Source organism: Luteimonas sp. 9C, from assembly GCF_902506295.1.
Taxonomy (GTDB): domain Bacteria; phylum Pseudomonadota; class Gammaproteobacteria; order Xanthomonadales; family Xanthomonadaceae; genus Luteimonas.
In genome coordinates this window covers 1,102,072-1,127,660 of record NZ_LR733312.1, presented here as the reverse complement: position 1 = coordinate 1,127,660, position 25,589 = coordinate 1,102,072, and the positions used below count along the sequence as shown (strand labels likewise).

The window sequence follows — 25,589 nt, the reverse complement described above, 5'->3', positions numbered from 1 at the left end:
GCATACGCACCGGTACAGACAATGTCGCGGCTTCGCACTTATCATCGTCCCCGGTTTTGAGGCTGGAAATACGCGTGACCGCATCGCAACTCGCATTCGTCTTCCCCGGGCAGGGTTCGCAGTCGCTGGGCATGCTCGGCGATCTCGCCGCGCGCCAGCCGGTGATCGTCGAGGCATTCGCCGAAGCGTCCGCGGGTGCGGGTGTCGATCTGTGGACGCTGTCGCAGCAGGGACCCGAGGCGCAGCTCAACGAGACCGAGTTCACGCAGCCCGCATTGCTGGCCGCCGGTGTCGCCGTGTGGCGCGCCTGGCAGCAGCGGGGCGGCGTTGCACCGGTCGCGCTGGCCGGTCACAGTCTCGGCGAATACACCGCGCTGGTCGCAGCCGGCGTGCTCTCGCTGGGTGATGCGGCGAAGCTTGTGCGTCTGCGTGGCCAACTCATGCAGAGCGCGGCGCCGGCGGGTACCGGCGCGATGGCCGCGGTCATCGGCGCCGAAGACGCATTGGTGGCCGAGATCTGCCGCGATGCATCCGAAGACGACAGCGTCGTCGTGCCGGCCAACTACAACTCGCCCGGTCAGATCGTCGTTGGTGGACATGCCGCGGCGGTCGATCGCGCGATTGCGCTGCTGGGCGAGCGGGGCGTGCGCAAGGTGGTCAAGCTGGCAGTGAGCGTGCCGTCGCATACGCCGTTGATGCGTCAGGCCGCCGATCGCCTGGCCGAATCCATGGATACGGTCGCATGGCACGCGCCCTCGCTGCCGGTGGTGCAGAACGTGGATGCCACGGTGCACGAGAGCGTCGATGCGATCCGTGACGTGCTGGTGCGCCAGCTCTACCTGCCGGTGCAGTGGACGCGTTGCGTCGAGGCGCTGTCCGCGCGCGGCGTGACGCGCATCGCCGAATGCGGGCCGGGCAAGGTGCTCGCCGGTCTGGTCAAGCGCATCGACAAGTCGATCGAGGGCCGTGCGCTCGCCGCCCCGGACGATTTCGACGCCGCGCTGGCAGACTGGACGGTCTGAGCCCGGCGGATCGACGCGGATCGGCGCACACTGCGCGTGGGTGCGGCGGATGCCCGCGTCATTCGGCCCCCGCTGTCACACACGCCCTACTGGAGTTTTCATGAGCGCACCTCTTTCCGGCGAGATCGTTCTCGTCACCGGCGCAAGCCGCGGCATCGGTGCCGCGATCGCCGACACGCTGGCCGCGCAGGGCGCGACCGTGATCGGCACCGCGACCAGCGAGGCTGGCGCGTCGAAAATCGGCGAGCGCCTGTCCGCGCACGGTGGCCACGGCCGTGTGCTGGACGTGTCGCAGCCCGGCGCGATCGAAGCGCTGGTCGACGCGATCGCCGCCGAGTTCGGCGCGATCTCGATCCTCGTCAACAATGCCGGCATCACCCGCGACAACCTGCTGATGCGCATGAAGGACGAGGACTGGCAGGCCATCCTCGACACCAACCTGACCAGCGTCTACCGCAGCTCGAAGGCGGTGATGCGCGGCATGATGAAGGCGCGCAAGGGCCGCATCATCAACATCGCGTCGGTCATCGGCGTGACCGGCAATGCGGGCCAGGCGAACTACGCCGCGGCCAAGGCCGGCATCATTGCCTTCAGCAAGTCGCTGGCGAAGGAAATCGGGTCGCGGGGTGTCACGGTCAACGTGGTCGCGCCTGGCTTCATCGCCACCGACATGACCCGCGATCTGCCGGATGAGTCCAAGGCCGCGTTGACCGAACGCATCGCGCTCGGACGCCTCGGTGAGCCGGACGACATCGCGCAGGCGGTGGCCTTCCTCGCAGGCCCGGCGGCGTCCTACATCACCGGTGAAACCCTGCACGTCAACGGCGGCATGTACATGCCCTGAAACGGGCTGCGGCGACACTTGAATTCCGAGGGCAAGCCGTTGAATGGCAAGGGCTTTGATGGTGGTACGCCCATCGCCCGGCTTTCCCTTACACTATCCACCGAAAATCGCCTCCCCGGAGCAAACTACCCATGAGCAACATCGAAGAGCGCGTCAAGAAGATTGTCATCGAGCAGCTGGGCGTCAAGGAAGAAGAAGTCAGCAACAGCGCTTCCTTTGTCGACGACCTCGGTGCCGACTCCCTCGACACCGTCGAGCTGGTGATGGCGCTGGAAGAAGAGTTCGAGTGCGAGATCCCGGACGAAGAAGCCGAGAAGATCACCTCGGTGCAGCAGGCGATCGACTACGTCAAGGCGCACGCCAAGGGCTGATGCCCGCGTCCGCGCCCACGGTTCGAACCGATGGGCGTGTGACCGCTCCGGTCGCGATGCGGCCGGACAGACAGGTTCCAGCACGAGGCCGCGTTGCGGCCTTGTGCGTATTGGCGGCGACCCACCGTGCCGCCACCGACTTCTCAGGAGTTGAACAATGGCCAAGCGCCGCGTCGTCATCACGGGCATCGGCATCCTCTCGCCGCTGGGCAACGACCTGGCCTCGAGCTGGGACGGCATCGTCAACGGCCGGTCGGGCATCGGCCCGATCACCCACTTCGACGCCACCAATTTCGCCACGCGCATCGCGGGCGAGGTGAAGGGCTTCGACGCGACCCAGTGGATCGCGCCGAAAGACGTCAAGAAGATGGATCCCTTCGTGCACTACGGTGTCGCCGGCGGCCTGATGGCGATCGCCGATGCGGGCATCGACGTGCGCGAATCCGACGCCGAACGCATCGGCGTGGCGATCGGCGCGGGCATCGGTGGCCTCAAGGGCATCGAGGACACCGCGATCAAGTACGCCGAGGGTGGCCCGCGCAAGATCTCGCCGTTCTACGTGCCCAGCACGATCATCAACATGATCTCCGGCCAGGTGTCGATCATGACCGGCGCCAAGGGTCCGAACATCGCGGCGGTCACCGCCTGCACCACCGGTACGCACAACATCGGTCTGGCGATGCGCATGATCCAGTACGGCGATGCGGACGTGATGATCGCCGGTGGCGCCGAGTTCGCGACCACGCCGACCTCGGTCGGTGGCTTCTGCTCGATGAAGGCGATGTCGACCCGCAACGACGATCCGACCGGTGCCTCGCGTCCGTGGGACGTCGAGCGCGACGGGTTCGTCATGGGCGACGGCGCGGGTGTGCTGGTGCTGGAAGAGTACGAGCGCGCGAAGGCGCGTGGCGCACGCATCTATGCCGAGCTCGCCGGTTTCGGCATGAGTGGCGACGCGTTCCACATGACTTCGCCCAGCGAGAACGGCGAGGGCGGCGGCCGCTGCATGCGCGCCGCGATCGACGACGCGGGTATCGATCCCTCGCAGATCGGCTACATCAACGCGCACGGCACCTCGACGCCGGCCGGCGACGTCGCCGAGACGATGGGCATCAAGGGCGTGCTCGGCGCGCATGCGTCGAAGGTGATGGTCAGCTCGACCAAGTCGATGACCGGACATCTGCTCGGCGCGGCCGGTGGCATCGAGGCGGTGTTCTCGGCGATGGCGCTGCACACCGGCATCATCCCGCCGACGATCAACCTGCACACGCCGGGTGAGGGTTGCGATCTCGATTACGTGCCGCTGACCGCGCGCGAGCACCAGGTCGAATACGTGATGTCGAACTCGTTCGGCTTCGGTGGCACCAACGGCACCCTGGTGTTCCGCAAGGTCTGACGGCGACGCTGGATTGGCGAGAAAAAAAGGCCCGCGCAAGCGGGCCTTTTTCTTGTCTGCCGAGGAGGCGATCGGGTGGAGCGTTTGGGTCCTTGTCGTCATCCCAGCGGCCTTCAACAGACGGATGTCCGGTCAAGCTGGAACCCATTTTGATGTTGGCTTCTGCTGCGCGCGCATCGCACTGAAGCGATCGGTCAGATCAGCGATCAGTTCTTCGCGAAGATCAAAATGGGCCCCAGCGTGCGCTGGGGCGACAGGGTGAGCCAGGTTCCGCTCGCTCAGCCCCGCTTCCACCGCACGCCCTGCGGCGTGTCTTCCAGCACGATCTGCTCGGCAGCCAGCTGGTCGCGGATCGCATCCGCGCGGGCGAAGTCGCGGGCCTGCTTGGCTGCGATGCGTTCATCGATCAGTGCCTGGATGCGCGCATCGTCGTCGTCACTGGCACCGCGGGCGAACCAGTCGGCGGGCGCCTGCTGCAGCAGACCCAGCGCGAGGCCGGCGCCGAGGAGGTCCGCCTTGAGCGTCGTGCGCGTGGCGTCGTCGGTGGTCTTCCGTGCATCACCTGCGATGCGCGCGACCTCGGCGAGCGCGGCCGGGGTGTTGAGATCCTCGTCCAGTACGGCTTCGATGTTGGCGGGAATCCGCGCCTCGGCCTCGACGTCGCCCAGCTCGCGCAGCGTGCCGTACAGCCGGTCCAGCGTCCTCACCGACTGTTCGATGAGCGCATCCGACCAGTCCAGCGGCTGGCGGTAGTGCGCGGAGAGCAGGGCATAGCGCAGCGCTTCGGGTGCGTGCGTGCGGACCAGGTCGTGCACGCGCTCGATATTGCCGATCGACTTGGACATCTTGCTGCCGGCGAAGGTCAGCATCCCGTTGTGCAGCCAGATGTTCGCGAACGGCGCGCCGCCGTGGGCGCACTCGCTCTGCGCGATCTCGTTTTCGTGGTGCGGGAACTGCAGGTCCACGCCGCCGGCATGGATGTCGATCGTCTCGCCCAGATGCGCGGCGGCCATCGCCGAGCATTCGATGTGCCATCCCGGCCGGCCGACGCCCCAGGGCGATGCCCAGCCCGGGAGATCATCGGTCGACGGCTTCCACAGTACGAAATCGCCGGCATCGCGTTTGTACGGCGCGACCTCGATGCGCGCGCCGGCGATCATGTCGTCGGTATCGCGGCGCGAGAGCTTGCCGTAGCCGTCGAAGCTGCCGACCGCGAACAGCACGTGGCCTTCGGCCGCATAGGCGTGGCCGCTGCCGATCAGGCGCTCGATCATCGCGATGATCTCGCCGATGTGCGCCGTCGCCGCCGGCTCGATGTCCGGCGGGGCGATGCCCAGCGCAGCCATGTCCTCGCGGTACGCCGCCGCGAAGCGATCGGTGATCGTCGAGATCGGCACGCCCTGGTCGCGCGCGGCCGCGTTGATCTTGTCGTCGACGTCGGTGATGTTGCGCGCGTACTTCAGCGCGCCGAAGCGGCGGCGCAGCAGGTCGGCCAGTACGCCGAACACCACCGGGCCACGGGCATTGCCGATGTGGACGTAGTTGTAGACCGTGGGGCCGCAGACATACATCGTCGGGCACGCGGAATCGAGGGGCGCGAACGGTTCGAGGCGGCGGGTCAGGCTGTTGTAGAGATGCAGGGACATGGCGTACTCGCCGGGATAACCGCACGATTCTAACGGTGCCTGCCCGCGCGCGCGCGCCTGCCTGCTGTCAGGGCTGCCACCCGCGCCGCAGCGGTCGCGGCCCGTGTTCACGACAGCGTCGATTCAGCCCCCACCGCCGGCCGCGGCCTACACTGCACCGGTGTCCACCGCGCTCCGAAGCCACCCTCGTGCGAACGTCGCCTTGCCTGTCCTGGCGGTGTTGTTCGCGTGCGCGTGTCCGGTGTTGGCGCAGAACCCGCCGCCGGCCGCCGACAACGCACGCCTCGAATATGCGCAGGTGCTGCGGGCCGAGCCGGTCTACCAGACCCTGCGCGCGACGAGCATGGTGGAGCGTTGCGAAGCCACGACGCCGGTCGCCTCCGAGGAGCGACGTGGCTTCGCGCGCATGGTCGGCGCGGTCAAGGATGTGTTGCGCTCCGACGACACCCGCGTGGTGGAGACCGATCGCTCCGCCGGCGGCGACTGCCGCATGGTGCCGATCGAGCGCGAGTTCCGCCGTCCGATCGCCTACGACGTGGATTACGTCCACAAGGGCGTCAAGTACCGGTCGCGGCTGCCCTACGATCCCGGCAACCGGCTGCGCGTGCGCGTGTCGGTGACGCCGGTCGTGCCACCGCCGGGCGAGCGATGAGCTGGCGGCCGGCAGTGTTGCAGCGCAACGCGCCGCGTGCGAGGATGCGCGCCTCATGAATGCCCTGCGCGCCGACGCCGACATCCTCACCTCCGCCCGCATGGCGTCGGGGATGACCTCGCGTGCCCGCCGACCGGAAGCCCACATTTTCCCGGGCTAGTCGGAACGCCGTTCGCGCTTGCGTGCTGTTCTGCAGAAAACCCGGCCGATGCCGGGTTTTTTCGTTTCCGGTACACGCACTTACCGGTTCCGGCCCATTCTTCCTCCATCGCCTCCACGAGACCTCTACCGATGACCGCGATCCGACACTTCCTCAACACGCAGGACTGGTCCCGTCCCGACCTCGACGCCCTGCTGGTCGATGCCGCGCGCTTCAAGCGTGAAAAGCTCGGCGATGCGCTCAAGGGCAGGTCGATCGCGCTGGTGTTCTTCAATCCATCGATGCGCACGCGCACCAGCTTCGAACTCGGCGCGTTCCAGCTCGGCGGCCACGCCATCGTGCTGCAGCCGGGCAAGGATGCATGGCCGATCGAATTCGATCTGGGCACGGTGATGGACGGCGACACCGAGGAACACGTGGCCGAGGTCGCGCGCGTGCTCGGCCGCTACGTCGACATGATCGGCGTGCGCGCGTTCCCGAAGTTCGTCGACTGGTCGGTCGACCGCGAAGACCGGGTGCTCAAGGCGTTCGCCCAGTACTCGCCGGTGCCGGTCATCAACATGGAGACCATCACCCATCCCTGCCAGGAGCTGGCCCACGCGCTGGCGCTGCAGGAGCACTTCGGTACCCCGGATCTGCGCGGCAAGAAGTACGTGCTGACCTGGACCTATCATCCGAAGCCGCTGAACACCGCGGTGGCCAATTCCGCGCTGACCATCGCCACGCGCCTGGGGATGGACGTGACCCTGCTGTGCCCGACGCCGGACTATGTGCTCGACCAGCGCTACATGGACTGGGCGGCGCAGAACGTCGCCGAGAGCGGCGGTTCGCTCGCCGTCAGCCACGACATCGACAGCGCCTACGCCGGCGCCGACGTGGTCTACGCCAAGAGCTGGGGCGCACTGCCGTTCTTCGGCAACTGGGCGCCGGAGAAGCCCATCCGCGACCAGTACCAGCACTTCATCGTCGACGAGCGGAAGATGGCGCTGACCAGCAACGGCGTGTTCTCGCACTGCCTGCCGCTGCGCCGCAACGTCAAGGCGACCGACGCGGTGATGGATTCGCCCAACTGCATCGCCATCGACGAAGCCGAGAACCGCCTGCACGTGCAGAAGGCGGTCATGGCGACCCTGATGCGCTGACGCGCACCGCACCTATCCGAATTCTTTTCCGCATCCCCACGGACATCTCCATGACCAGCGCCCACACTTCCCGCGACATCGTCCTCGCCTTCTCCGGCGGCCTCGACACCAGCTTCTGCGTGCCCTATCTCAAGGAGCAGGGCTGGACCGTGCACACCGTGTTCGCCGACACCGGCGGCGTCGATGCCGAAGAGCGCGCCTTCATCGAGCAGCGTGCGGCTGAACTCGGCGTCGCCAGCCACGTCACCGTCGATGGTGGACCCGCGATCTGGGACGGTTTCGTCAAGCCCTTCGTCTGGGCCGGTGAGGCCTACCAGGGCCAGTACCCGCTGCTGGTGTCGGACCGCTATCTGATCGTCGACGCCGCGCTGGCGCGCGCCGCCGAACTGGGCACCAACGCGATCGCGCACGGCTGCACCGGCATGGGCAACGACCAGGTGCGGTTCGATCTCGCGGTGAAGGCGCAGGGCGAGTTCCGCATCGTGGCGCCGATCCGCGAGATCCAGAAGGAACACACGCAGACGCGTGCCTACGAGCAGGCGTATCTCGAAGCGCGCGGCTTCGGCGTGCGCGCCAAGCAGCAGGCCTACACGATCAACGAGAACCTGCTGGGCCTGACGATGTCCGGCGGCGAGATCGACCGCTGGGAAGCGCCGGGCGAGGGTGCCCGCGGCTGGTGCGCGCCGCGCGCCGAATGGCCGGAAGCGCCGCTGCAGGTCAAGGTCCGGTTCGAGCAGGGCACGGCGGTCGCGCTCGATGGCGAAACCCTGCCGGGCGCGCAGATCCTGGCTAAGCTCAACGCCCTGTTCGCACCCTACGGTGTGGGTCGCGGCGTCTACACCGGCGACACCGTGATCGGCCTCAAGGGTCGCATCGTGTACGAGGCGCCGGGCCTGATCTCGCTGCTCGCCGCGCACCGCGCGCTCGAAGACACCGTGCTGACCAAGCAGCAGAACCGCTTCAAGCCGGAAGTCGCACGCAAGTGGACCGAGCTGGTCTACGAAGGCTTCTTCCACGACCCGCTCAAGGCCGACATCGAAGCCTTCCTCGCATCCTCGCAGGCCAAGGTGACCGGTGAAGTGGTGCTGGAAACCCGCGGTGGCCGCGTCGACGCGGTGGCGGTGACTTCGCCGCACATCCTCAACGCGAAGGGTGCGACCTACGCGCAGTCGGCGGACTGGGGCGTCGAGGAGGCCGAGGGCTTCATCAAGCTGTTCGGCATGAGCTCGACGCTGTACGCGCAGGTCAATCGCTGAGCCCGTTCGCGGCGCCGGCCGAGGCCTGCGCCGCGGCGCGCGTCCCTGGTTTTCTTCTCCTGACGTGAATCCGATGACCGATCTGCTCGCCCGAACCCTCGACCACCTCGAACAGCTGGTGGCCTTCGACACCCGCAATCCGCCGCGTGCGATCCAGGCCGAGGGCGGGATCTTCGACTACATCCGCGGCCAGCTGCCGGGCTTCGATGTCGAGGTGATCGACCACGGTGCCGGCGCGGTGAGCCTCTTCGCGGTGCGTGGCGCGCCGACGGTGCTGTTCAACGTGCACCTGGACACGGTGCCGGATTCGCCCGACTGGAGCGCCGATCCGCATGTGATGCGGCGGCTCGACGATCGCGTGGTCGGCCTTGGCGTCTGCGACATCAAGGGCGCGGCGGCGGCGCTGATCGCGGCCGCCAATGCCGGCGACGGCGATGCGGCATTCCTGTTGTCCTCGGACGAGGAAGCCAACGATCCGCGCTGCATCGCGGCGTTCCTCGCGCGCGGTCTGTCGTTCGAGGCCGTGCTGGTCGCCGAGCCGACCCGGTGCGAAGCGGTGCTCGCGCATCGCGGCATCAGTTCGGTGCTGATGCGCTTCGCCGGCACCGCCGGGCATGCGTCCGGCAAGCAGGATCCGGCGGCCAGTGCGCTGCACCAGGCGATGCGCTGGGGCGGACGCGCGCTCGATCATGTCGAGTCGCTGTCGCATGCGCGCTTCGGCGGTCTGACCGGTCTGCGCTTCAACATCGGCCGGGTCGAGGGCGGCATCAAGGCCAATATGATCGCGCCGGCCGCCGAACTGCGTTTCGGTTTCCGGCCATTGCCCTCGATGGATATCGACGACCTGCTGCAGACCTTCTCCGAATTTGCGCAGCCCGAAGCGACGCATTTCGAGGAAACCTTCCGCGGTCCGAGCCTGCCATCGGGTGATATCGAACGTGCGGAGGACTGCCGGCTCGCCGCGCGCGACATCGCCGACGCCTTCGATCTGCCGATCGGCAATGCCGTCGATTTCTGGACCGAGGCCTCGCTGTTCTCCGCCGGCGGTTACACCGCGCTGGTCTACGGCCCGGGCGACATCGCCCAGGCGCACACCGGCGACGAGTTCGTGATGCTCGAACAACTGCAGCGCTACGCCGATTCGGTGCACCGGATCATCAACGGCGATCGCTGAGCATCACCCGCACCTTCCGCTTTCCACGCGTCATCCCACGCCCAACCGATTGCAGCCCGTGAACATTCCCGCGACCCACGTCCAGACCCGTCAGACCATCGTGCGCCTGCTCTCGAGCATGGCCAGCGCGAAGGAAATCAGCCAGTACCTCAAGCGCTTCTCGCAGCTCGATGCCAAGCGTTTCGCCGTGGTCAAGGTCGGCGGCGCGGTGCTGCGCGACGAACTCGACGATCTGACGTCCTCGCTGTCGTTCCTGCAGGAAGTCGGCCTGACGCCGATCGTGCTGCACGGCGCCGGCCCGCAGCTGGACGCCGAACTCGCCGCGGCGGGTATCGAGAAGCAGACCGTCGGCGGCCTGCGCGTCACCACGCCCGAGGCGCTGGCCATCGTGCGCCGCGTGTTCCAGGCCGCGAACCTGCGCCTGGTCGAAGCCCTGCAACGTAACGGCGCGCGTGCGACCTCGATCACCGGCGGTGTGTTCGAAGCGACGTATCTCGACCAGGCCACCTATGGCCTGGTCGGTGAAGTGAGCGCCGTGAATCTCGCGCCGATCGAAGCCAGCCTTCAGGCCGGCTCGATCCCGGTGATCACGAGCCTGGGCGAAACCGCGTCGGGCCAGATTCTCAATATCAATGCCGATTTCGCCGCCAACGAACTGGTGCGCGAACTGCAGCCCTACAAGATCATCTTCCTCACCGGCACCGGCGGTCTGCTCGATGCCGACGGCAAGGTCATCGATTCGATCAACCTGTCGACCGAGTACGACCACCTGATCGAGCAGCCGTGGATCCACGGCGGCATGAAGGTCAAGATCGAACAGATCAAGGCGCTGCTCGAAGGTCTGCCGATGGCCTCGTCGGTATCGATCACGCGTCCGGCCGACCTCGCCAAGGAGCTGTTCACCCACAAGGGCTCGGGCACGCTGGTGCGTCGCGGTGAGCAGGTGCTGCGTGTGACCGACTGGTCGGAACTGGATCTCGAACGGCTGAAATCGCTGATCGAATCGAGCTTCGGCCGCGAACTTGCGCCGGACTACTTCGAACGCACGCCGCTGCTGCGCGCCTACGTCAGCGAGAACTATCGCGCCGCGGTGATCCTGACCGAAGGCGAGGGCACGGTGTATCTGGACAAGTTCGCCGTGCTCGACGATGCGCAGGGCGAAGGCCTCGGCCGCGCGGTATGGAACGTGATGCGTGACGAGACGCCGCAGCTGTTCTGGCGCTCGCGCCACCACAACCAGGTCAACATCTTCTATTACGCCGAGTCCGACGGCTGCATCAAGCAGGAGAAGTGGAAGGTGTTCTGGTACGGGCTCGACGGCTTCGAGCAGATCCAGCGCTGCGTCGCGCATTGCGCCACGCGCGCACCCACCCTGATCGGCTGAGACGTTCGCCATGACCCAACGCAAGACCATCGGCATCGTCGGCGCGCGCGGCCATACCGGCCAGGAACTGATCCGCCTCGTCGCCGCGCATCCGGGCCTCGCACTCGCGTTCGTGTCCTCGCGCGAGCTCGACGGCCAGCGCGTCGCCGACCACACCGACGGCTTCGCCGGCGAACTGCGCTTCGAAAGCCTCGATGCCGGCGCGGTCGCCGCGAAGGGCGCCGATGCGGTGATCCTCGCGCTGCCCAACGGCAAGGCCGCGCCGTTCGTCGCCGCGATCGATGGCGCGACGCCGGACACCGTGATCGTCGACCTGTCGGCCGATTACCGCTTCGACGCCGGCTGGTACTACGGCCTGCCGGAACTCACCCGTACGCGGTACGCAGGCCAGCGCCGGATCAGCAATCCCGGTTGCTATGCGACCGCGATGCAGCTGGCGATCGCACCGCTGGTCGAACACCTCGCCGGGCCGCCGCAGTGCTTCGGCGTGTCGGGCTACTCGGGCGCGGGCACCACGCCGTCGGACAAGAACGACACCGCGCTGCTGGCCGACAACCTCATGCCGTATGCGCTGACCAACCACGTCCATGAGCGCGAGGTGTCGAAGCAGCTGTCGCTGCCGGTCGAGTTCATGCCGCACGTCGCGCCGCACTTCCGCGGCATCACGATGACGGTGAACCTGTGGCTCTCGGTGCCGATGTCGCGTGACGCGGTCAAGGCGCTGTTCGAGGCGCGCTATGCCGACGCGCCGCTGGTCGAGGTCGTCGACGATGCGCCGTGGGTCAGCCGCATCGCCGGCCGTCACGGCGCGCAGGTCGGTGCGTTCACGATGGCGCCGGGCAATGGCCGCGTCGTCGTCGTGGCGACGCTCGACAACCTGCTCAAGGGCGCGGCGACGCAGGCGATGCAGAACCTCAATCGTGCGCTGAGCTTCGACGAGTTGACGTCGATTCCCCATTGATCTTCAACGTGGCGCGCGCGAATGCGCTCCACTGGGACAGCTCCATCGCGCGCGAGCGCGCTCCGACCGATATCGCAAGGACACCGACATGAGCAACCTTCTCTGGCAGAAGCCCGGCGTCGCCGTCGACACGCAGATCCAGGCGTTCCTCGCCGGTGACGACGTGATCCTCGACCGCGAATTCTTCCTGCACGACATCGCGGCGAGCGCCGCGCATGCCGAGGGCCTGCAGCGTGTCGGCATCCTCTCCGGCGACGAGCTCGACGGGCTGAAGCGCGAGCTCGCCACGCTGGCCGACGATTTCCGCAGCGGCGCCTTCGTGCTCGACGAACGCTTCGAGGACGGCCACTCGGCGATCGAGGACCGGTTGACCGAACGGCTCGGCGATGCCGGGAGGCGCATCCACACCGGCCGCAGCCGCAACGACCAGGTGCTGGTCGCCACGCGCCTGTGGCTGAAGGAGAAGCTCGCGCGTCTGGCCGCCCTGTCGCGCGAGATCGCGCAGGTCGCGCTCGATCGCGCCGAAGCCGAGCGCGATCTGCCGATTCCCGGCTACACGCACATCCAGCGCGCCGTGCTGTCCTCGGGCGGCATGTGGTGGTCGGGCTGGGCCGAGGCCTTCATCGACGACGCGGTGCGCGCGCAGGACACGCTCGCGCTGATCGACTGCAATCCGCTCGGCACCGCGGCCGGTTATGGCGTGAACCTCGCGCTCGACCGCGACCACACGACCGCCGCGCTCGGCTTCGCGCGGCTGCAGGTCTCGCCGGTCTATGCGCAGCTCTCGCGCGGCAAGTTCGAACTGGCCGCGCTCGAGGCGCTGGGCAGCGCGACGCTGGATCTGCGTCGTCTGGCCTGGGACCTGTCGCAGTTCACCAGCGCCGAGTACGGCTTCGTCGCATTGCCGGCCCAGTACACGACCGGCAGCTCGATCATGCCGAACAAGCGCAATCCCGACGTCGTCGAGCTGATGCGCGCCACGCACGCCAGCGTGGCCGCGGCGCGCACCGAGATCGAGCAGCTGCTGTCGTTGCCGTCGGGTTACCACCGCGACCTGCAGAGTTCCAAGGGCGCGATCTTCCACGGCTTCGGTCGCGGACTCGCCGCGCTGGAACTGCTGCCGGCGCTGCTGGCGAATCTCGAATGGCGCGAAGACCGCCTGCGCGCCGCGGTCGATTCGGGCATGTACGCGACCGACGTCGCGGTCGAAGCGGCGATCGCCGGCGTGCCGTTCCGCGAGGCCTACCAGGCCGCCGCGGCCAGCGCCGACACGGCCGGGCAGGGCCGCACGCCGGAAGGCAGCCTCGCCGCGCGCACCTCGCCGGGCGGCGCCGCCGACCTGCGTCTGGACACGCTGCGCGCCCGCTGTGACGCGCTGGCCTGAGGTCCGGTCTTCCACACGGAGCCGCCGACATGAAACGCTTTCTCGTCATCGCCATGCGCCGCCCGGACTTCGATGCCTCCGTCGTCGCACCGCATCAGGCCTTCCTCGACGATCTGCGCGCGCGCGGCCTGCTGGACATGACCGGCGGTTTCGCCGACGGCACCGGTGGCGCGTACCTGTTGAGCGGCATCGAGACACTGGACGAAGCGCGGGCGATCGTCGCGGCCGACCCGCTGTCGTTGCAGAATGCGAGCACGCTCGTCGTCAACGAGTGGCATACCCGCTGAGCACCGCCTGACGATGCACGTGCCCGACGCCGACGCGTTTCCCGAGCAGCCGCTGCCGCCTTGGCGGCGCGCGGTGCTCAAGGTCGGCAGCAGCCTGCTAGCGGCCGACGGCGGTGGCCTGTCGGACCGGTACGCGGCGGCGCTCGCCGGTTTCGTGCGTGCGAGCCACGCCGCGGGGCGCGAGGTCGTCGTGGTGTCGTCGGGCGCGGTCGCCGCGGGACGCGCGATCCTGCACGCGAACCTCGCACCCGGCGCGCCGATGGCCGAGCGCCAGGCACTCGCCGCATTGGGCCAGGCGCGCCTGACCGGCTTCTGGCAGGGCTTCTTCGAACGTCCGGTCGCACAGGTGCTGCTGACCCACGACGACCTGCGCAACCGCCGCCGCTATCTCAATGCACGGGCCACGCTGACCGCGCTGCTGCGCCATGGCGCGCTGCCGGTGGTCAACGAGAACGACACGGTCTCGGTCGACGAACTCAAGCTCGGCGACAACGACAACCTCGCGGCGATCGTCGCGGCGCTGGTCGATGCGGACGCGCTGTTCATCGCCACCGACATCGATGGACTCTTCGATGCCGACCCGCGGATCGAGCCGCACGCGCGGCCGATGCCGGTCGTCGCGAAGATGAGCGCGTCATTGCTGGCCGTCGCCGGTGGCGCCGGCAGCAGCGTCGGCACCGGCGGCATGCGCACCAAGCTCGAAGCCGCGCAGCGCGCCGCATCGGCCGGCGTCGCGACGGTGCTGTTCAACGGCCGGCGCGCCGACGTGCTCGACGGCCTCGCGCACGATCGCCTGCGCGGCACCCGTATCCATCCGCTGCGCACCCGCATGGCGGCGCGCAAGCACTGGTTGCAGAACGCGCCGGCAGAAGCCGGCGCGATTCTCGTCGACGGCGGCGCGGCGAACGCGATGGTGGAGAAGGGCGCATCGCTGCTGCCCGGTGGCGTGCTCGCTGCCGAAGGCCAGTTCCGGCGGGGCGATCTGGTCACCGTGGTGCTGCGCGAGAACGACGCGCGCACACCGATCGCACGCGGCGTGACCCAGTACTCGGCCGATGACATCCGCCGGCTGGCGCGGCGGCATTCGCGCGACATCGAGGCGACGCTCGGCTACAGCTACGGCGAGACGATCGTGCATCGGGACGATCTGGTGCTGGTGTAAGGAGACGTTTCCCGCGGGGAATCGGCGCCCTTCCGGGGACGGCCGGAACCCGGCGATCCGCTGCGAGCGGCGTGAGCCGAGCGCGTAGCTGCAGGCAGTTGCCACCGCAAGCATCGCGCCCGTCTCCGCATCACGCTAAGTTGGTGTGCCCCCAAACCGCAGCCATGCCCATGAGCGAGATCCGTACCGCCGCACTGGCCTGTCGCGATGCCGCCGCGCAACTGGCGATGCGCGACACCGATGCGCGCAGTGCGCTGCTGCGCACGATGGCCGACGCGCTCGACGCGCAGGCCGGCGCGATCCTCGCCGCGAACGCGCGCGACATCGAAGCCGCCGAGACGCGCGGCACGACCGGTGCGCTCCTCGACCGGCTGCGGCTCGACGCGGCCCGGCTCGCGGGGGTGTCGGCCGCCGTGCGCGCAGTCGCCGAGCTGCCCGATCCGGTCGGCCAGATCACCCGCGACGACGTGCGTCCGAACGGCATCCGCGTGCGCAAGGTGCGCGTTCCGCTGGGCGTGATCGCGATGATCTACGAGGCGCGGCCGAACGTGACCGCCGATGCCGCGGCGCTGTGCATGAAGGCGGGCAACGGGGTCATCCTGCGCGGCGGCAGCGAGGCGATCGAGTCCAACACCGCGATCGCCGATGCCTTGCGCGGCGCGCTCGAAGCGCACGGCATCGGCGCCGACGCATTGACCCTGGTCACCGATCTGCGCCGGGAGACGATGCTCGAACTGCTGCAGCTCACCGACATCGTCGATCTCGCGATTCCGCGCGGCGGCGAGGGCCTGATCCGCTTCGTCGCCGAGCACGCACGCGTGCCGGTGATCAAGCACTACAAGGGCGTCTGCCATCTGTTCGTCGATGCCAGCGCCGATCCCGATCTCGCGCTGCGCCTGCTGCTCGACGGCAAGACCGGCCGGCCCAGCGCGTGCAATGCGCTGGAGACCCTGCTGGTGCACGCGGACATCGCCGATGCCTTCGTGCCCCGCGCGGTCGCCGCGCTGCAGGCGCGCGGTGTCGAGGTGCGCGGAGACGCCCGTATCGCCGCGCAGGCGGACGGCGTGGTACCGATCGGCGACGACGACGACGCGGCCGAGTTCCTCGATCTGGTCATCGCCGCGCGCGTCGTCGATTCACTCGATGCCGCACTCGCGCACATCAGGCGTTTCGGCTCCGACCATACCGAAGTCATCGCCACGCGCGACGACTCCCATGCGCGTCGCTTCGTCGCGTCGCTCCGGTCCGCCGTGGTCATGGTCAACGCCTCGTCGCGCTTCAGCGACGGCGGCGAGCTGGGGCTGGGCGCGGAAATCGGCATCTCGACCACGCGGCTGCACGCCTACGGTCCGATGGGACTGGAGGCGCTGACCGTCGAGCGCTTCGTCGTCGAGGGGGCGGGACAGGTACGGCACGCGGAGAACGCGGCCGCGTCCTGAATCAGCTGCCGGTCTGCGCTGCGACCGGGCGGGCGTCGTCGTCCATCGACAGCTGCACGATGCGTCCGTCGCGCAACTTCGCCGCCAGCGTCGCGCTCGCGCCGAGCGCGACGCGCACCGCGTCCTCGTCGATCGCCACGCGACGCTTGCGCCGGTCCGCCTTCGCGAACCGCACGCGGTTGTATTCCGCCCAGCCGATCAGCAGCACGCCGCAGATCGCCGCGATCACCGGCAGCGACAGCAGCACGAACGCGTCGATCTCGTTGTCGTTGAGGTACAGCCGCAGGTAGGCGGTGCGCACGCCGACGAACCAGGCGACGGCGGTGATCAGCGGGACCCAGAGCCAGGCGTAGACCGTCCAGGCCGCAGCGGTGAGTGCGCCCGACGCGAAGCGCTTGCGCGGTCCGCGCGCGGGCATGTGGTCGATGATGGGCGGTGTCATGCGCGGGCTCCCCGGTCGGGACTGGTCCACACGGCGCGGCGCCGCCGGCGCAGCAGCGTGCGTGGAAAGGCGACGACGGCGGTGAACATGCCGAGCATCCAGAAAGCGATCGGATACCAGATCACCCAGTAGAAATGCCGGGCCATCCCGGTTTCGTAGCGGCGTTCGATCATCAGGCTGGTGCCGAACTGCAGCATGCAGACGAACGCCAGCACCACGCCGTGCCAGCGCGGCAGCAGCGTGTCGACCTGCCAGGCGGGCGGCAGCGGCGCGAACAGGCCGACCAGCCACAGCACGATGATCGTCAGCATCACGTAGGCCCAGGCCAGGCTCAGCAGGTATTCGAGCAGGACGCCCCACATGCGGCGCTTCTTCCACGCCAGCACGTCGCGACCGTGACTGAGCAGCACCTCGACGCCGCCGCAGGCCCAGCGCAGGCGCTGCGACCACAGGCCACGCAGGGTTTCGGGCATCAGGATCCAGCACAGCGCATTGGGTTCGTAGCGGATGTCCCAGCCGGCCATCTGCAGCCGCCAGGAGATGTCGATGTCCTCGGTGACCATCCGGTCCGACCAGTAGCTGACATCGTGCAGGGCCGTGCGGCGGAACGCGCAGATCACGCCCGAGATCGTGAACAGACGGCCGTAGGTGCGCTGCGCGCGCTTGATCAGGCCGATGATCGCGGAGAACTCGCCGATCTGCATGCGCCCCATCAGGGTGGTGCGATTGCGGATGCGCGGATTGCCGGTCACGGCGCCGACGCGCGGCCCGTCGATCAGGTGGCCGACCATCCAGCGCACCGCGTGCGGATCGAGCGTTGCATCGGAGTCCACGCAGACCAGGTAGTCCGATGCGGCCGCCAGCGTGCCCATGCGCAGGGCGTTCGCCTTGCCCTGGTTCTGCGCCAGGTGCACCACGCGCAGCCGCGGATGGTCGGCGACCAGCGCATCGAGCAGTTCACGCGTGCGGTCGCTGCTGCCGTCGTCGATGGCGATGATCTCGAAGTCGGGATACGCCTGCGCCGACAGCGCGGTGATCGTGGAGACGATGTGGTCCTCCTCGTTGAAGCAGGGCACCAGCACCGAGACGAACGGCGTCTGCGCCATCGGTGGCGGCGCGTCGGGCCGGGGCGCCTTGCGCTCGCGGCGCAGGTAGTAATAGACGCCGCCCGTCATCCAGAAGAACGCCATGACGATGGGATAGAAGAACGCGAAGTTGAACAACCAGCGCGTCCACGCGATCGAAGACCAGTCCATCGCTCAGCGCTCCAGATAGGGAAAGGCGCGCGCGGACATCGCGTTGCGCGCGTCCTCGAGCGTCGGCTGGTTGCCGATGAAGTCGTCCGGGTAGTAGCCCAGGTGACGGATGCCGGCCGCCTGCAGCATGCGCGACTGCGCACGCAGCGCATCGCCCGGCAACGGTGCGGGCACGCGCCAGTCGACGGTCTGCAGTTCGAACAGCGTGCGCTCGACGCCCTGGGGCGTCGCACGTACGGTCTCGGCGAGCGTACGCAGCCAGGCCTGCGGATCGTCCGCGTTCTCAAGCTGCGGCATCGCCATCAGCGCAGTGATGTCGTAGGCGGCGAGGAAGGGCTCGAGGCGCTGGGCGAACCAGGCTTCCGAGGCGGGCTCGAGCACCGGTCGCGCGAACAGGTTGCGCGCGGTCGTGAGCTTGGGCCGCCAGCGCTGGGCCGCCGTCTTGAGCGCCATCGTGAAGTCGATCAGTCCCTGCGTGCGCGCGGCCGCCACGCCGCCGCCGTAGTCGGGAAGCTCGTCGTCGCGCAGATAGGCGTCGTCGTGGAACAGCAGGCCGTCGAAGTGACTGTTCGCGGCGAGTTCGGCATAGATGTCCGAAACGATGGCGAGCGTGCGCGGATCGCCGGGGTCCAGGCGTGGGATCTCGTTTGCGCCGGTCGCGACGATCTGCAGCTCGCGTTGCAGCGCCGGGTCGGCCAGCTTGAAACCGAGCACCGGCATCCACGCATAGACCCGCACCTGCGCACGCGTGCGCAGCTGCCAGGCGACGCGGTTGAACAGATCGGCGCGTACCGGCATGTGCCGGCTCGGGAAATACACCGCCTCGGCGGCGCCGTCGCCGTCGGGATCGGCGAACGCCTGCAGCCAGACGTGGCTCGGGCCGATGTCCTGGATGCGCTGCACCAGCATGTCGACATTGCGCGCCAGCTGTGCCGGGTCCGCTTCGTAGACGTAGTCGAGATCCACCTGGATCGCGCGCATGCCGTCGAGTGACAGATCGCGGCGCAGTTCGCCGGCGAGATCGCGCACGTCGGGATTGCGATGCATCAGCAGCCGCGCAAGGCTCGCCAGCGAAGCCTGGTCGGGGCGGTTCTCGCCCTGCAGGCCGAGATCGGTTGCCTGCGCGCGGCCTTCGAGGTCGAACGACAGATCCATGCCGAGCGCGGTGGCGATGCCGTTGGCGACATCGTTGTAGGCGGCGTAGGGCCACACGATCACGCGTGGCGCCTGGCCGATGTTACGTTCGATCAGCGCGCGGCTGGCCTGCAGGTCGGCTTCGATCCGCGCGCGCCACGCAGCTTCACTCTCGTAGCCGCTGCCCTCGCTCCAGATGCGGGTGACCGCGGCCGGCGTCTGGTTGCCGAACGGGTTGCCGGGCAGACCGCGATGCAGGTCGTGGCTGTGCGAGCCGATCTCGATCAGGCCGCTGTCGTGCATCTCGCGCAGCTGCGCCCAGGTCAGGAAATCAGCGGCGGTGAAATCGCGCGGGCCATACGGCACCACCTGATCCGCCGGCAGTTCGACCCAACTCGTCACCGGCGCCACCAGTGCGGGCCAGTCGTAGGCACGCAGCAGCGGGAATACGTGGGTATAGACGCTGCGCAGGCCGTCGTCGAAGGTCAGCAGCACCGCCTTGTCCGGCAGCGTGCCGCGGCCGGCGCGCGCGTCGATGACCTGCTGCACGCTGACGGCCTGGTAGCCGTGCGCACGCAGCCAGTCGAGGTGCTGGGCGAAGTTGGTCGTCGACACCGCGTAGGGATCGGGGTCGCCCTTCGGCGCCACGTCGTCGCGCACATCGTGATAGCTGAGCACCAGCAGCGAGGCGTGTGCGGGCGACAGCACGGACAGCAGCGCGAGCAGCGCGGCGGCGATCCAGGTGCGTGTGGACGCAATCATCGGGCACCTCCCCAGCGCAGTTCGACATCGAAGGCCACGCGTTGCTCGCGCAGACCGTCGTAGACCGGACGCGACCAGGCCACGCCGTATTCCAGTTCGTGGCCGTCGCGTCGCCACAGATGGCGATAGCCCAGCGACGGCACCCAGTGCGTGCCCGCGTCGCGCTGCCAGTACGGGCCGGCCAGCACTTCGACGCGCTGCTGGAAGGCGGTGTCGTAGTGCCGCCAGGTGATGTGGTCCAGGCGCAGGCCGACGTTCGCCGACGCATCGCGCTCGGGATTGAAATAGCCGACCGTATCGCCGCGCGAGCCGCGGCTCGCATAGGCCGACAGCAGGCCGTCGACCATCAGGTGCGGCCGCGTGAGCACGCGCTGCGCGGCGTCGACGCCGAGCTGATCGCGCGTGTTGCCGTCGTCGTAGCGCAGCCGCGACAGACGGCCCTGCAGCGCGAAGGTGTCGCTGGGCACGTAGGACGCGGTGAGCGTCGCGCTGTCGGCATCGATGCCGAGGCGGCGCGCCTGCAGCGAGGTGTCCTGCGCGTTGCGGGCGAGTTCCACGCCCGTGCGCCAGGCATCGTTGAAGCGCCAGTCGGCGCCGAGCGTCCAGGTCGCACCGCTCGATGCACCGCCGGCCGCGCCGAGCGTCGCCCATGCGCCCAGCCTGTCGTGGCGATACCAGGTGCCGACGCCCGCCGCGCGATGGCGCACGCGGCCGTCGATGAAATCGGCATGGTCCTCGTGTGCGAACGCGCCCACGCGCCAGCGGTCATCGATCAGCGGCGAACGGACTTCGAGCGCCCAGCCGCCATCCCGGCTGCCGAACGGCGAGATCGACGTGCCGGCGCCATCGCGCTGCCGGCTGCGGCCGCGGTTGGCCGACAGCGTGGCCTGCACGCCGCGGTGGCGGTCGAGGTCCCGTTCGACGCGGTCCAGCCGCGGATCTTCCGGGTGCGCCTGCTGCAAGGCGGTCAGTGCGTCGCGCGCTTCGTCGACGCGGTCGAGCGCGGTCAGCGCACCGACGCGGCCGGCGAGGGCGTCGCGGTCCTGCGGCGCCATGGTGAGCGCCATCTCGTAGCGTTCCAGAGCGGCCGACGGGCGTGACCTGCGCGACTGCACCGAGCCAAAGGCGGCCTGCAGGCCCGGATTGTTCGGGCCGATGCCGGCCTGCGACTGCAGCATCCGTTCCGCACGTGCGTGGTCGTTGGCGTAGGAGTGCGCCATCGCGTGATCGAGGTCGGCGCTGTAGCGGTCCCAGTTCTCGTAGCCACTGCGCGCGCCGGCATGGCGTGGCCAGGCGTCCTGCGATGCGGCCAATGTTTCGAACAGCGGCAGGGCGCGGTCGAAGCGCTCGGTTTCGATGAAGGCGTAGCCCAGCAGGATGCGGGCGTTGATGTCGTGCGGCGCGTGGGCGATCGCGGTTTCCAGCACCGGAATGGCATCGGCCGGGCGGCGCAATGCGAGCAGCGAATCGCCGATCGTGCCGAGGATGTAGGCGGGCACTTCGATGCCCGCATCGCGCAACGCCTGATAGCCGTCCACCACGGCCTCGTGCCGCTGCAGATGGTTGAGTGCCGAGAGCGCGTCGACGCGCAGACGCGTGGCCTCCCAGTTGGTCCGGCGTGGCGCATCGCGCTGCAGCGCTTCGAGTTCGGCGAGCGCGGCACGCGATTCGACGAGCCGGGCGTCCGGCGTCTCCGGCTCGACCCGGCCCCAGCCGATCGCGCGCGCCACCGCATCGCCTTCGATGCGTTCGCGCTCGTGGTCGGCGAACAGGTGCGGACGCTGGCGCATCGATGTGGCGGCCAGGCGTGCGCTGCCCAGGTCGGCGAGGATCAGCGCCCGCAACCGGAAGGCGTCATCGTCGTCGGGCGCGACGGCGAGGCGACGCTCCACGACCAGCAGGGCGTCCGTCGGCCGGTCCTGTGCGCGCAGCTGCGCGGCCAATGCGCGCACCGCGGGGTCATCAGCCGCCCACGCGGGCACGCCCACGGCGCCGGCGAGGCAGGCGAGCGTCAGGAGTCGGGGCAGGCGGGTGGGGGCGCAGCGGCGTCGAACGGTAGGGCGAGGACAGGCAGGCACGGCATCTCACAAGTGGCATCGGGCTGCGCAGGGCGCAGCGGGAGCCGGGATGCTGGACATCCGGAAGTCGCGATCGCGTGTGTCCCGGTGTTTTCGAGGCCAATTTTTCGACGCAGATACGCGCGGAAAATACAATTCAGGCTGAATTTGCCGGAAGTTTTCCGTTGTCGATCAGGCCGTTGGGGCAATTCCTAACGGGGCCTGTACGGCCTCGAAGCGTGACCGGGTGCCCAGTTCGGTCGCCCGCATTCAGTTCTGAGGCAGGCGCATTTCGAGGTGTGGCGGGGCAATCCGGCGGCGTGCGCGCGCCGCGCAGCTGGTCACCAGGTGTCTTCGAGCCAGCGCGGTTTGCAGGCCAGCCAGCCTCCGACCACCAGCACGGCGACGGCGAGCAGCAACAGGGCGAACGGCCAGTGCCAGCCGCCCGTCGCCGCATGCAGCACCCCGAACAGCAGCGGACCGGCGCAGCTGAGCGCGTAACCCGTGCCCTGCATGAAGCCCGACAGGGCTGCGGAACCCGTGGGCGTTCGTGTGCGCAGATTGATCAGGGTCAGGGCGAGCGGGAAGGTGCTCGGGCCGAGGCCCAGCAGGATCACCCACAGCACCGGCGCGGCCATGGGCGCGAACAGCAGGCCTGCATACGCGGTCAGATGGCAGGCCGCGCACAGCAGCACGATGACGAAGGGGTTGCGCATGCGCACGGCGATCGAGGGCATGCCGAGCGCGCCGACCAGACCGAGCGTGGAGAACAGCGCGACCATCGTGCCGCCAAACGCGGGCGAGGCGCCGGCCTCGGTGAGCAACAGCGGCAGCCAGGTGAACATCGAATAGGTGATCAGCGAGGTCATGCCGAACATCAGGGTCATGCCCCAGGCGATCGGCGATCGCCACACGCGACCGGCGGGCGCGGCCCGGGCGTGTGCCTCGATGCCGGGCGCAGGCGGCGCGAGCGCTTCGCGGTGGCGCAGCAGCAGCCACAACCAGGGCGCGGCGGCCGCGAATGCGGTCAGCGACCAGATACCGAGCGCGATGCGCCAGTTCGTGGCATCGGCGACCGGCACCGCGAGCAGCGCCGGCAGCATCGTGCCGAGCTGCAGCACCGTGATGTAGAGCGTGCTGATCGCGCCGACGCGGCCGGGAAACCAGCGCTTGACCAGCGGCGGCAGCACCACGTTGCCGATGCCCATGCCGGCCAGTGCGATGCCCGCGCCCAGCCCCAGTGCGCCGACGCCCTCCGCCAGCGAGCGCAGCACCAGACCGCCGCCGGCCAGCGACATCGCCAGCAGCGCGGTGCGCTCCAGGCCGATGCGTCGGGTCAGCGCCGGCGTGGCGACGCCGAACACCGCGAAGGCCGCGGTCGGCAGCATGCCGAGTAGGCCGGCGGTCGTGGAGCCGAATCCGAAGACGTCGCCGAGCACGTCCAGCAGCGGCGTGAGCGAGGTCACCGCGGTGCGCAGGTTGAACGCAGACAGGGCGATGCCGGCCAGCACGAGCGCGGGCAACAGGCGGGATGCGGAATGCGCGGTGGCACGCGAAGTCATGGCGGCGGGGGGACCATCCATCGCCGCGAAACGGGCACGGCCGGAAACGAAAAAACCGGCGCGAGGGCCGGTTTTCGAGTTCACCTACCGCATCTCTGCGGATGGTCGGGGAGACAGGATTCGAACCTGCGACCTCTACGTCCCGAACGTAGCGCTCTACCAGACTGAGCTACACCCCGAAGGTGAGCCGCGCATTCTACTGATGCACCCGCGGGGAGGGCAAGCACTTCGTGAAGAGAATTTGTGTCCGCGCGGGTTCGGCGATGACAGCGGCGTTCCGGACGCGGCGGACTGCGATACTGGCGTCTCGCGATGCCGGTGTGCGGTGTCCGCGGTCCGGAGCCTGCATGTCCCTTCCCGCATGACCATATCCGCATGACGACGCCCCTGCCAGATTCCCCGCTGGAGGCGCGACGCCGGCGGGGCGCGTGGCTCGATGCGCAGCTGGCGCCGTGGCGCGACCGTCACCGCCGCGCCTGCGCCTGTCAGGTGCTGGCCGGCTGGCTGTGGATTCCACAGGCCGCTGCGATCGCCTGGGCGCTGGACGCCTTGCTGTTCGCGCGCGCCGGGCTCGACGCGCTGCACGCGCCGCTGATGCTGCTGGCCGCCACGCTGCTCGCGCGCACCGCGCTGGTCTGGGCGGGACAGCGGCTGCAGGCGGATGTCGTCGAATCGGTGCTGGCGCGGATGCGCGCAGGGCTGGCGGGCGCCGTGGCCGCGCGCGGACCGGTGTGGTTGCGCGGTCGCCGCAGCGGCGCGCTGGTCGCGCTGTCGACCGGCCATGTCGACGCCACCGCCGGGTACTACAGCGGCTATCTCGTCGCGCGGACCGACATCATGTGGGTGCCGGGCGCGATCCTCGTCGCGGTGTTCGCCGCCGACTGGATCGTCGGACTGGTGCTGTTGCTGACCGCGCCGCTGGCGCCGGTGTTCATGATGCTGATCGGCAAGGGCGCCGAAACCGCCGGTCGCCGCCAGCTGGCCGCACTCGCGCGCGCGGGTGCGCATTTCACCGACCGCCTGCGCGGGCTGGACCTGATCCGCGTCTACGGCCGCGGTGACGCCGAACGCGCGCAGGTCGGCGAGGCGACGGAGACCATCCGCGTGCGCAGCATGCGGGTGCTGCGGATCGCGTTCCTGTCATCGGCGGTCCTGGAGTTCTTCGCCTCGGTCAGCGTGGCGCTGGTCGCGGTGTATTTCGGCTTCACCTACCTGGGCATGCTCGATCTGCGCGGTGTGCCCCTGCCGCTGTCGACGGGCCTGTTCTGCCTGCTGCTCGCGCCGGAGTTCTACGCGCCGATGCGCCGCTTGGCCGCGCACTACCACGACCGCGCGAATGCGCTGGCGGCGGCGGCGGAGATCGAGGCGGCGTGCGATGGACTGCCTGATCTCGCGACCGACGCACGGTGTCCTGCGCGAGCAGGCGGCACACGCCGTCGCCCCGGCAGTGTGCAAGCCCCGGTGGCGGTGCACATCTCCAACGCCACGCTTCGCCACCCGGGCGCCGGCACGCCCGCGCTGTGCGGCATCTCGCTGCAGGTTCCGGCCGGCGCGCGCCTTGCCCTCGTCGGCCCCAGCGGGTCGGGCAAGAGCACGCTGCTCGATGCGATCGCCGGCTGGTTGACGCCGGAAGCCGGCCGCATCGACATCGCGCCCGGCACGCGCATCGCACTCGCCGGACAGCGACCGTGGCTGTTCCACGGCAGCATCGCCGACAACCTGCGCATCGGCGCGCCCGACGCCAGCGATGCCGAAGTCGCCGAGGCCGCGCGCGTGGCGCAGGTGACGCGCTTCGTGTCGCAGTTGCCCGACGGCATGGACACGGTGATCGGGGAGCGCGGCTTCGGCCTGTCCGGCGGCGAAGCGCGCCGCGTGGCCCTGGCGCGCGCGCTGCTGCTGCGGCCGCAGGTGCTGCTGCTCGACGAGCCCACCGCGTTCCTCGATCCCGATACGGAGGCCGACCTGCTCGCCGCGCTGGCGGCCGTGTCCGGCGTATGCACCGTCATCATCGCGACCCACAGCACTGCGGTGATGGCCTGGGCCGGTGCGCAGTGGCAGGTGCCGACACCGGCGGAGGTCGCGCCGTGAGTGGCGGG

General features: G+C 69.1%; 21 protein-coding genes and 1 tRNA gene. 15 read left to right on the top strand and 7 right to left on the bottom strand.

What is annotated here, in order from left to right; all coding sequences use genetic code 11:
- The first annotated feature begins 74 nt into the window (after positions 1–74).
- From fabD to fabF, 4 genes are all read left to right on the top strand, one after another.
- Positions 75–1,022: an ACP S-malonyltransferase gene (gene fabD / locus CURTO8I2_RS04915; protein ID WP_159679174.1), complete on the top strand. Its 948-nt coding sequence runs from the start codon at positions 75–77 to the stop codon at positions 1,020–1,022.
- 100 nt (positions 1,023–1,122) lie between these two features.
- Positions 1,123–1,866 (top strand): 3-oxoacyl-ACP reductase FabG, encoded by a 744-nt coding sequence (fabG, locus tag CURTO8I2_RS04910; protein ID WP_159679172.1) that lies wholly within the window; start codon positions 1,123–1,125, stop codon positions 1,864–1,866.
- A 131-nt stretch (positions 1,867–1,997) separates the two neighbouring features.
- Positions 1,998–2,237: an acyl carrier protein gene (acpP, locus tag CURTO8I2_RS04905; RefSeq protein ID WP_096297753.1), complete on the top strand. Its 240-nt coding sequence runs from the start codon at positions 1,998–2,000 to the stop codon at positions 2,235–2,237.
- Positions 2,238–2,394: 157 nt separating this feature from the next.
- A complete protein-coding gene (gene fabF / locus CURTO8I2_RS04900; protein ID WP_159679170.1) occupies positions 2,395–3,633 on the top strand; it encodes a beta-ketoacyl-ACP synthase II in 1,239 nt (412 codons plus the stop codon).
- A gap of 278 nt (positions 3,634–3,911) precedes the next feature.
- Here the strand turns inward: fabF and cysS are convergent, their stop codons facing one another.
- A complete protein-coding gene (cysS, locus tag CURTO8I2_RS04895) occupies positions 3,912–5,279 on the bottom strand; it encodes a cysteine--tRNA ligase (RefSeq protein WP_159679168.1) in 1,368 nt (455 codons plus the stop codon).
- A 160-nt stretch (positions 5,280–5,439) separates the two neighbouring features.
- Between cysS and CURTO8I2_RS04890 the strand changes: the two genes are divergently transcribed.
- From CURTO8I2_RS04890 to CURTO8I2_RS04845, 10 genes are all read left to right on the top strand, one after another.
- The gene (locus CURTO8I2_RS04890; RefSeq protein WP_159679166.1) at positions 5,440–5,931 is read left to right on the top strand and encodes a hypothetical protein; all 492 of its coding nucleotides are present in this window, start codon (positions 5,440–5,442) and stop codon (positions 5,929–5,931) included.
- A gap of 291 nt (positions 5,932–6,222) precedes the next feature.
- On the top strand, positions 6,223–7,233 hold the full coding sequence (locus tag CURTO8I2_RS04885) for an N-acetylornithine carbamoyltransferase (protein ID WP_159679164.1): 1,011 nt from the start codon (positions 6,223–6,225) through the stop codon (positions 7,231–7,233).
- 50 nt (positions 7,234–7,283) lie between these two features.
- The gene (locus CURTO8I2_RS04880) at positions 7,284–8,489 is read left to right on the top strand and encodes an argininosuccinate synthase (RefSeq protein WP_159679162.1); all 1,206 of its coding nucleotides are present in this window, start codon (positions 7,284–7,286) and stop codon (positions 8,487–8,489) included.
- 73 nt (positions 8,490–8,562) lie between these two features.
- The gene (locus tag CURTO8I2_RS04875; RefSeq protein ID WP_159679160.1) at positions 8,563–9,663 is read left to right on the top strand and encodes an acetylornithine deacetylase; all 1,101 of its coding nucleotides are present in this window, start codon (positions 8,563–8,565) and stop codon (positions 9,661–9,663) included.
- 58 nt (positions 9,664–9,721) lie between these two features.
- On the top strand, positions 9,722–11,047 hold the full coding sequence (locus tag CURTO8I2_RS04870) for an acetylglutamate kinase (protein ID WP_159679158.1): 1,326 nt from the start codon (positions 9,722–9,724) through the stop codon (positions 11,045–11,047).
- 10 nt (positions 11,048–11,057) lie between these two features.
- Positions 11,058–12,008, top strand: a complete 951-nt coding sequence (argC, locus tag CURTO8I2_RS04865) for an N-acetyl-gamma-glutamyl-phosphate reductase (protein WP_159679156.1) — start codon at positions 11,058–11,060, stop codon at positions 12,006–12,008.
- Between the two features lie 88 nt (positions 12,009–12,096).
- Positions 12,097–13,392 (top strand): argininosuccinate lyase, encoded by a 1,296-nt coding sequence (argH, locus tag CURTO8I2_RS04860; RefSeq protein WP_159679154.1) that lies wholly within the window; start codon positions 12,097–12,099, stop codon positions 13,390–13,392.
- Positions 13,393–13,421: 29 nt separating this feature from the next.
- Positions 13,422–13,679, top strand: a complete 258-nt coding sequence (locus CURTO8I2_RS04855; RefSeq protein WP_159679152.1) for a YciI family protein — start codon at positions 13,422–13,424, stop codon at positions 13,677–13,679.
- Positions 13,680–13,692: 13 nt separating this feature from the next.
- Entirely contained in the window at positions 13,693–14,841 is a 1,149-nt protein-coding gene (gene proB, locus CURTO8I2_RS04850; RefSeq protein ID WP_159679150.1) for a glutamate 5-kinase, read from the top strand.
- Between the two features lie 164 nt (positions 14,842–15,005).
- Positions 15,006–16,280: a glutamate-5-semialdehyde dehydrogenase gene (locus CURTO8I2_RS04845; RefSeq protein WP_159679148.1), complete on the top strand. Its 1,275-nt coding sequence runs from the start codon at positions 15,006–15,008 to the stop codon at positions 16,278–16,280.
- A 1-nt stretch (position 16,281) separates the two neighbouring features.
- Here CURTO8I2_RS04845 and pgaD read toward each other — a convergent pair whose 3' ends face one another.
- From pgaD to CURTO8I2_RS04815, 6 genes are all read right to left on the bottom strand, one after another.
- The gene (pgaD, locus tag CURTO8I2_RS04840; RefSeq protein WP_159679146.1) at positions 16,282–16,722 is read right to left on the bottom strand and encodes a poly-beta-1,6-N-acetyl-D-glucosamine biosynthesis protein PgaD; all 441 of its coding nucleotides are present in this window, start codon (positions 16,720–16,722) and stop codon (positions 16,282–16,284) included.
- A complete protein-coding gene (pgaC, locus tag CURTO8I2_RS04835; RefSeq protein ID WP_159679144.1) occupies positions 16,719–17,978 on the bottom strand; it encodes a poly-beta-1,6-N-acetyl-D-glucosamine synthase in 1,260 nt (419 codons plus the stop codon). Before pgaC ends, pgaD begins: the two co-directional genes overlap by 4 nt.
- A gap of 3 nt (positions 17,979–17,981) precedes the next feature.
- Entirely contained in the window at positions 17,982–19,874 is a 1,893-nt protein-coding gene (gene pgaB / locus CURTO8I2_RS04830) for a poly-beta-1,6-N-acetyl-D-glucosamine N-deacetylase PgaB (protein ID WP_159679142.1), read from the bottom strand.
- Entirely contained in the window at positions 19,871–21,826 is a 1,956-nt protein-coding gene (gene pgaA / locus CURTO8I2_RS04825) for a poly-beta-1,6 N-acetyl-D-glucosamine export porin PgaA (RefSeq protein WP_159679140.1), read from the bottom strand. The genes pgaB and pgaA overlap by 4 nt, the downstream gene beginning before the upstream one ends.
- A 446-nt stretch (positions 21,827–22,272) precedes the next feature.
- Positions 22,273–23,493, bottom strand: a complete 1,221-nt coding sequence (locus CURTO8I2_RS04820; RefSeq protein WP_159679138.1) for an MFS transporter — start codon at positions 23,491–23,493, stop codon at positions 22,273–22,275.
- A 102-nt stretch (positions 23,494–23,595) separates the two neighbouring features.
- Positions 23,596–23,672 (bottom strand) — tRNA-Pro (locus tag CURTO8I2_RS04815).
- Between the two features lie 196 nt (positions 23,673–23,868).
- On the opposite strand from CURTO8I2_RS04815, the gene cydD reads away from it, so the two are divergent.
- Complete coding sequence (cydD, locus tag CURTO8I2_RS04810; protein ID WP_159679136.1) at positions 23,869–25,581, top strand: thiol reductant ABC exporter subunit CydD; 1,713 nt, start codon at positions 23,869–23,871, stop codon at positions 25,579–25,581.
- Positions 25,582–25,589: the final 8 nt, after the last annotated feature.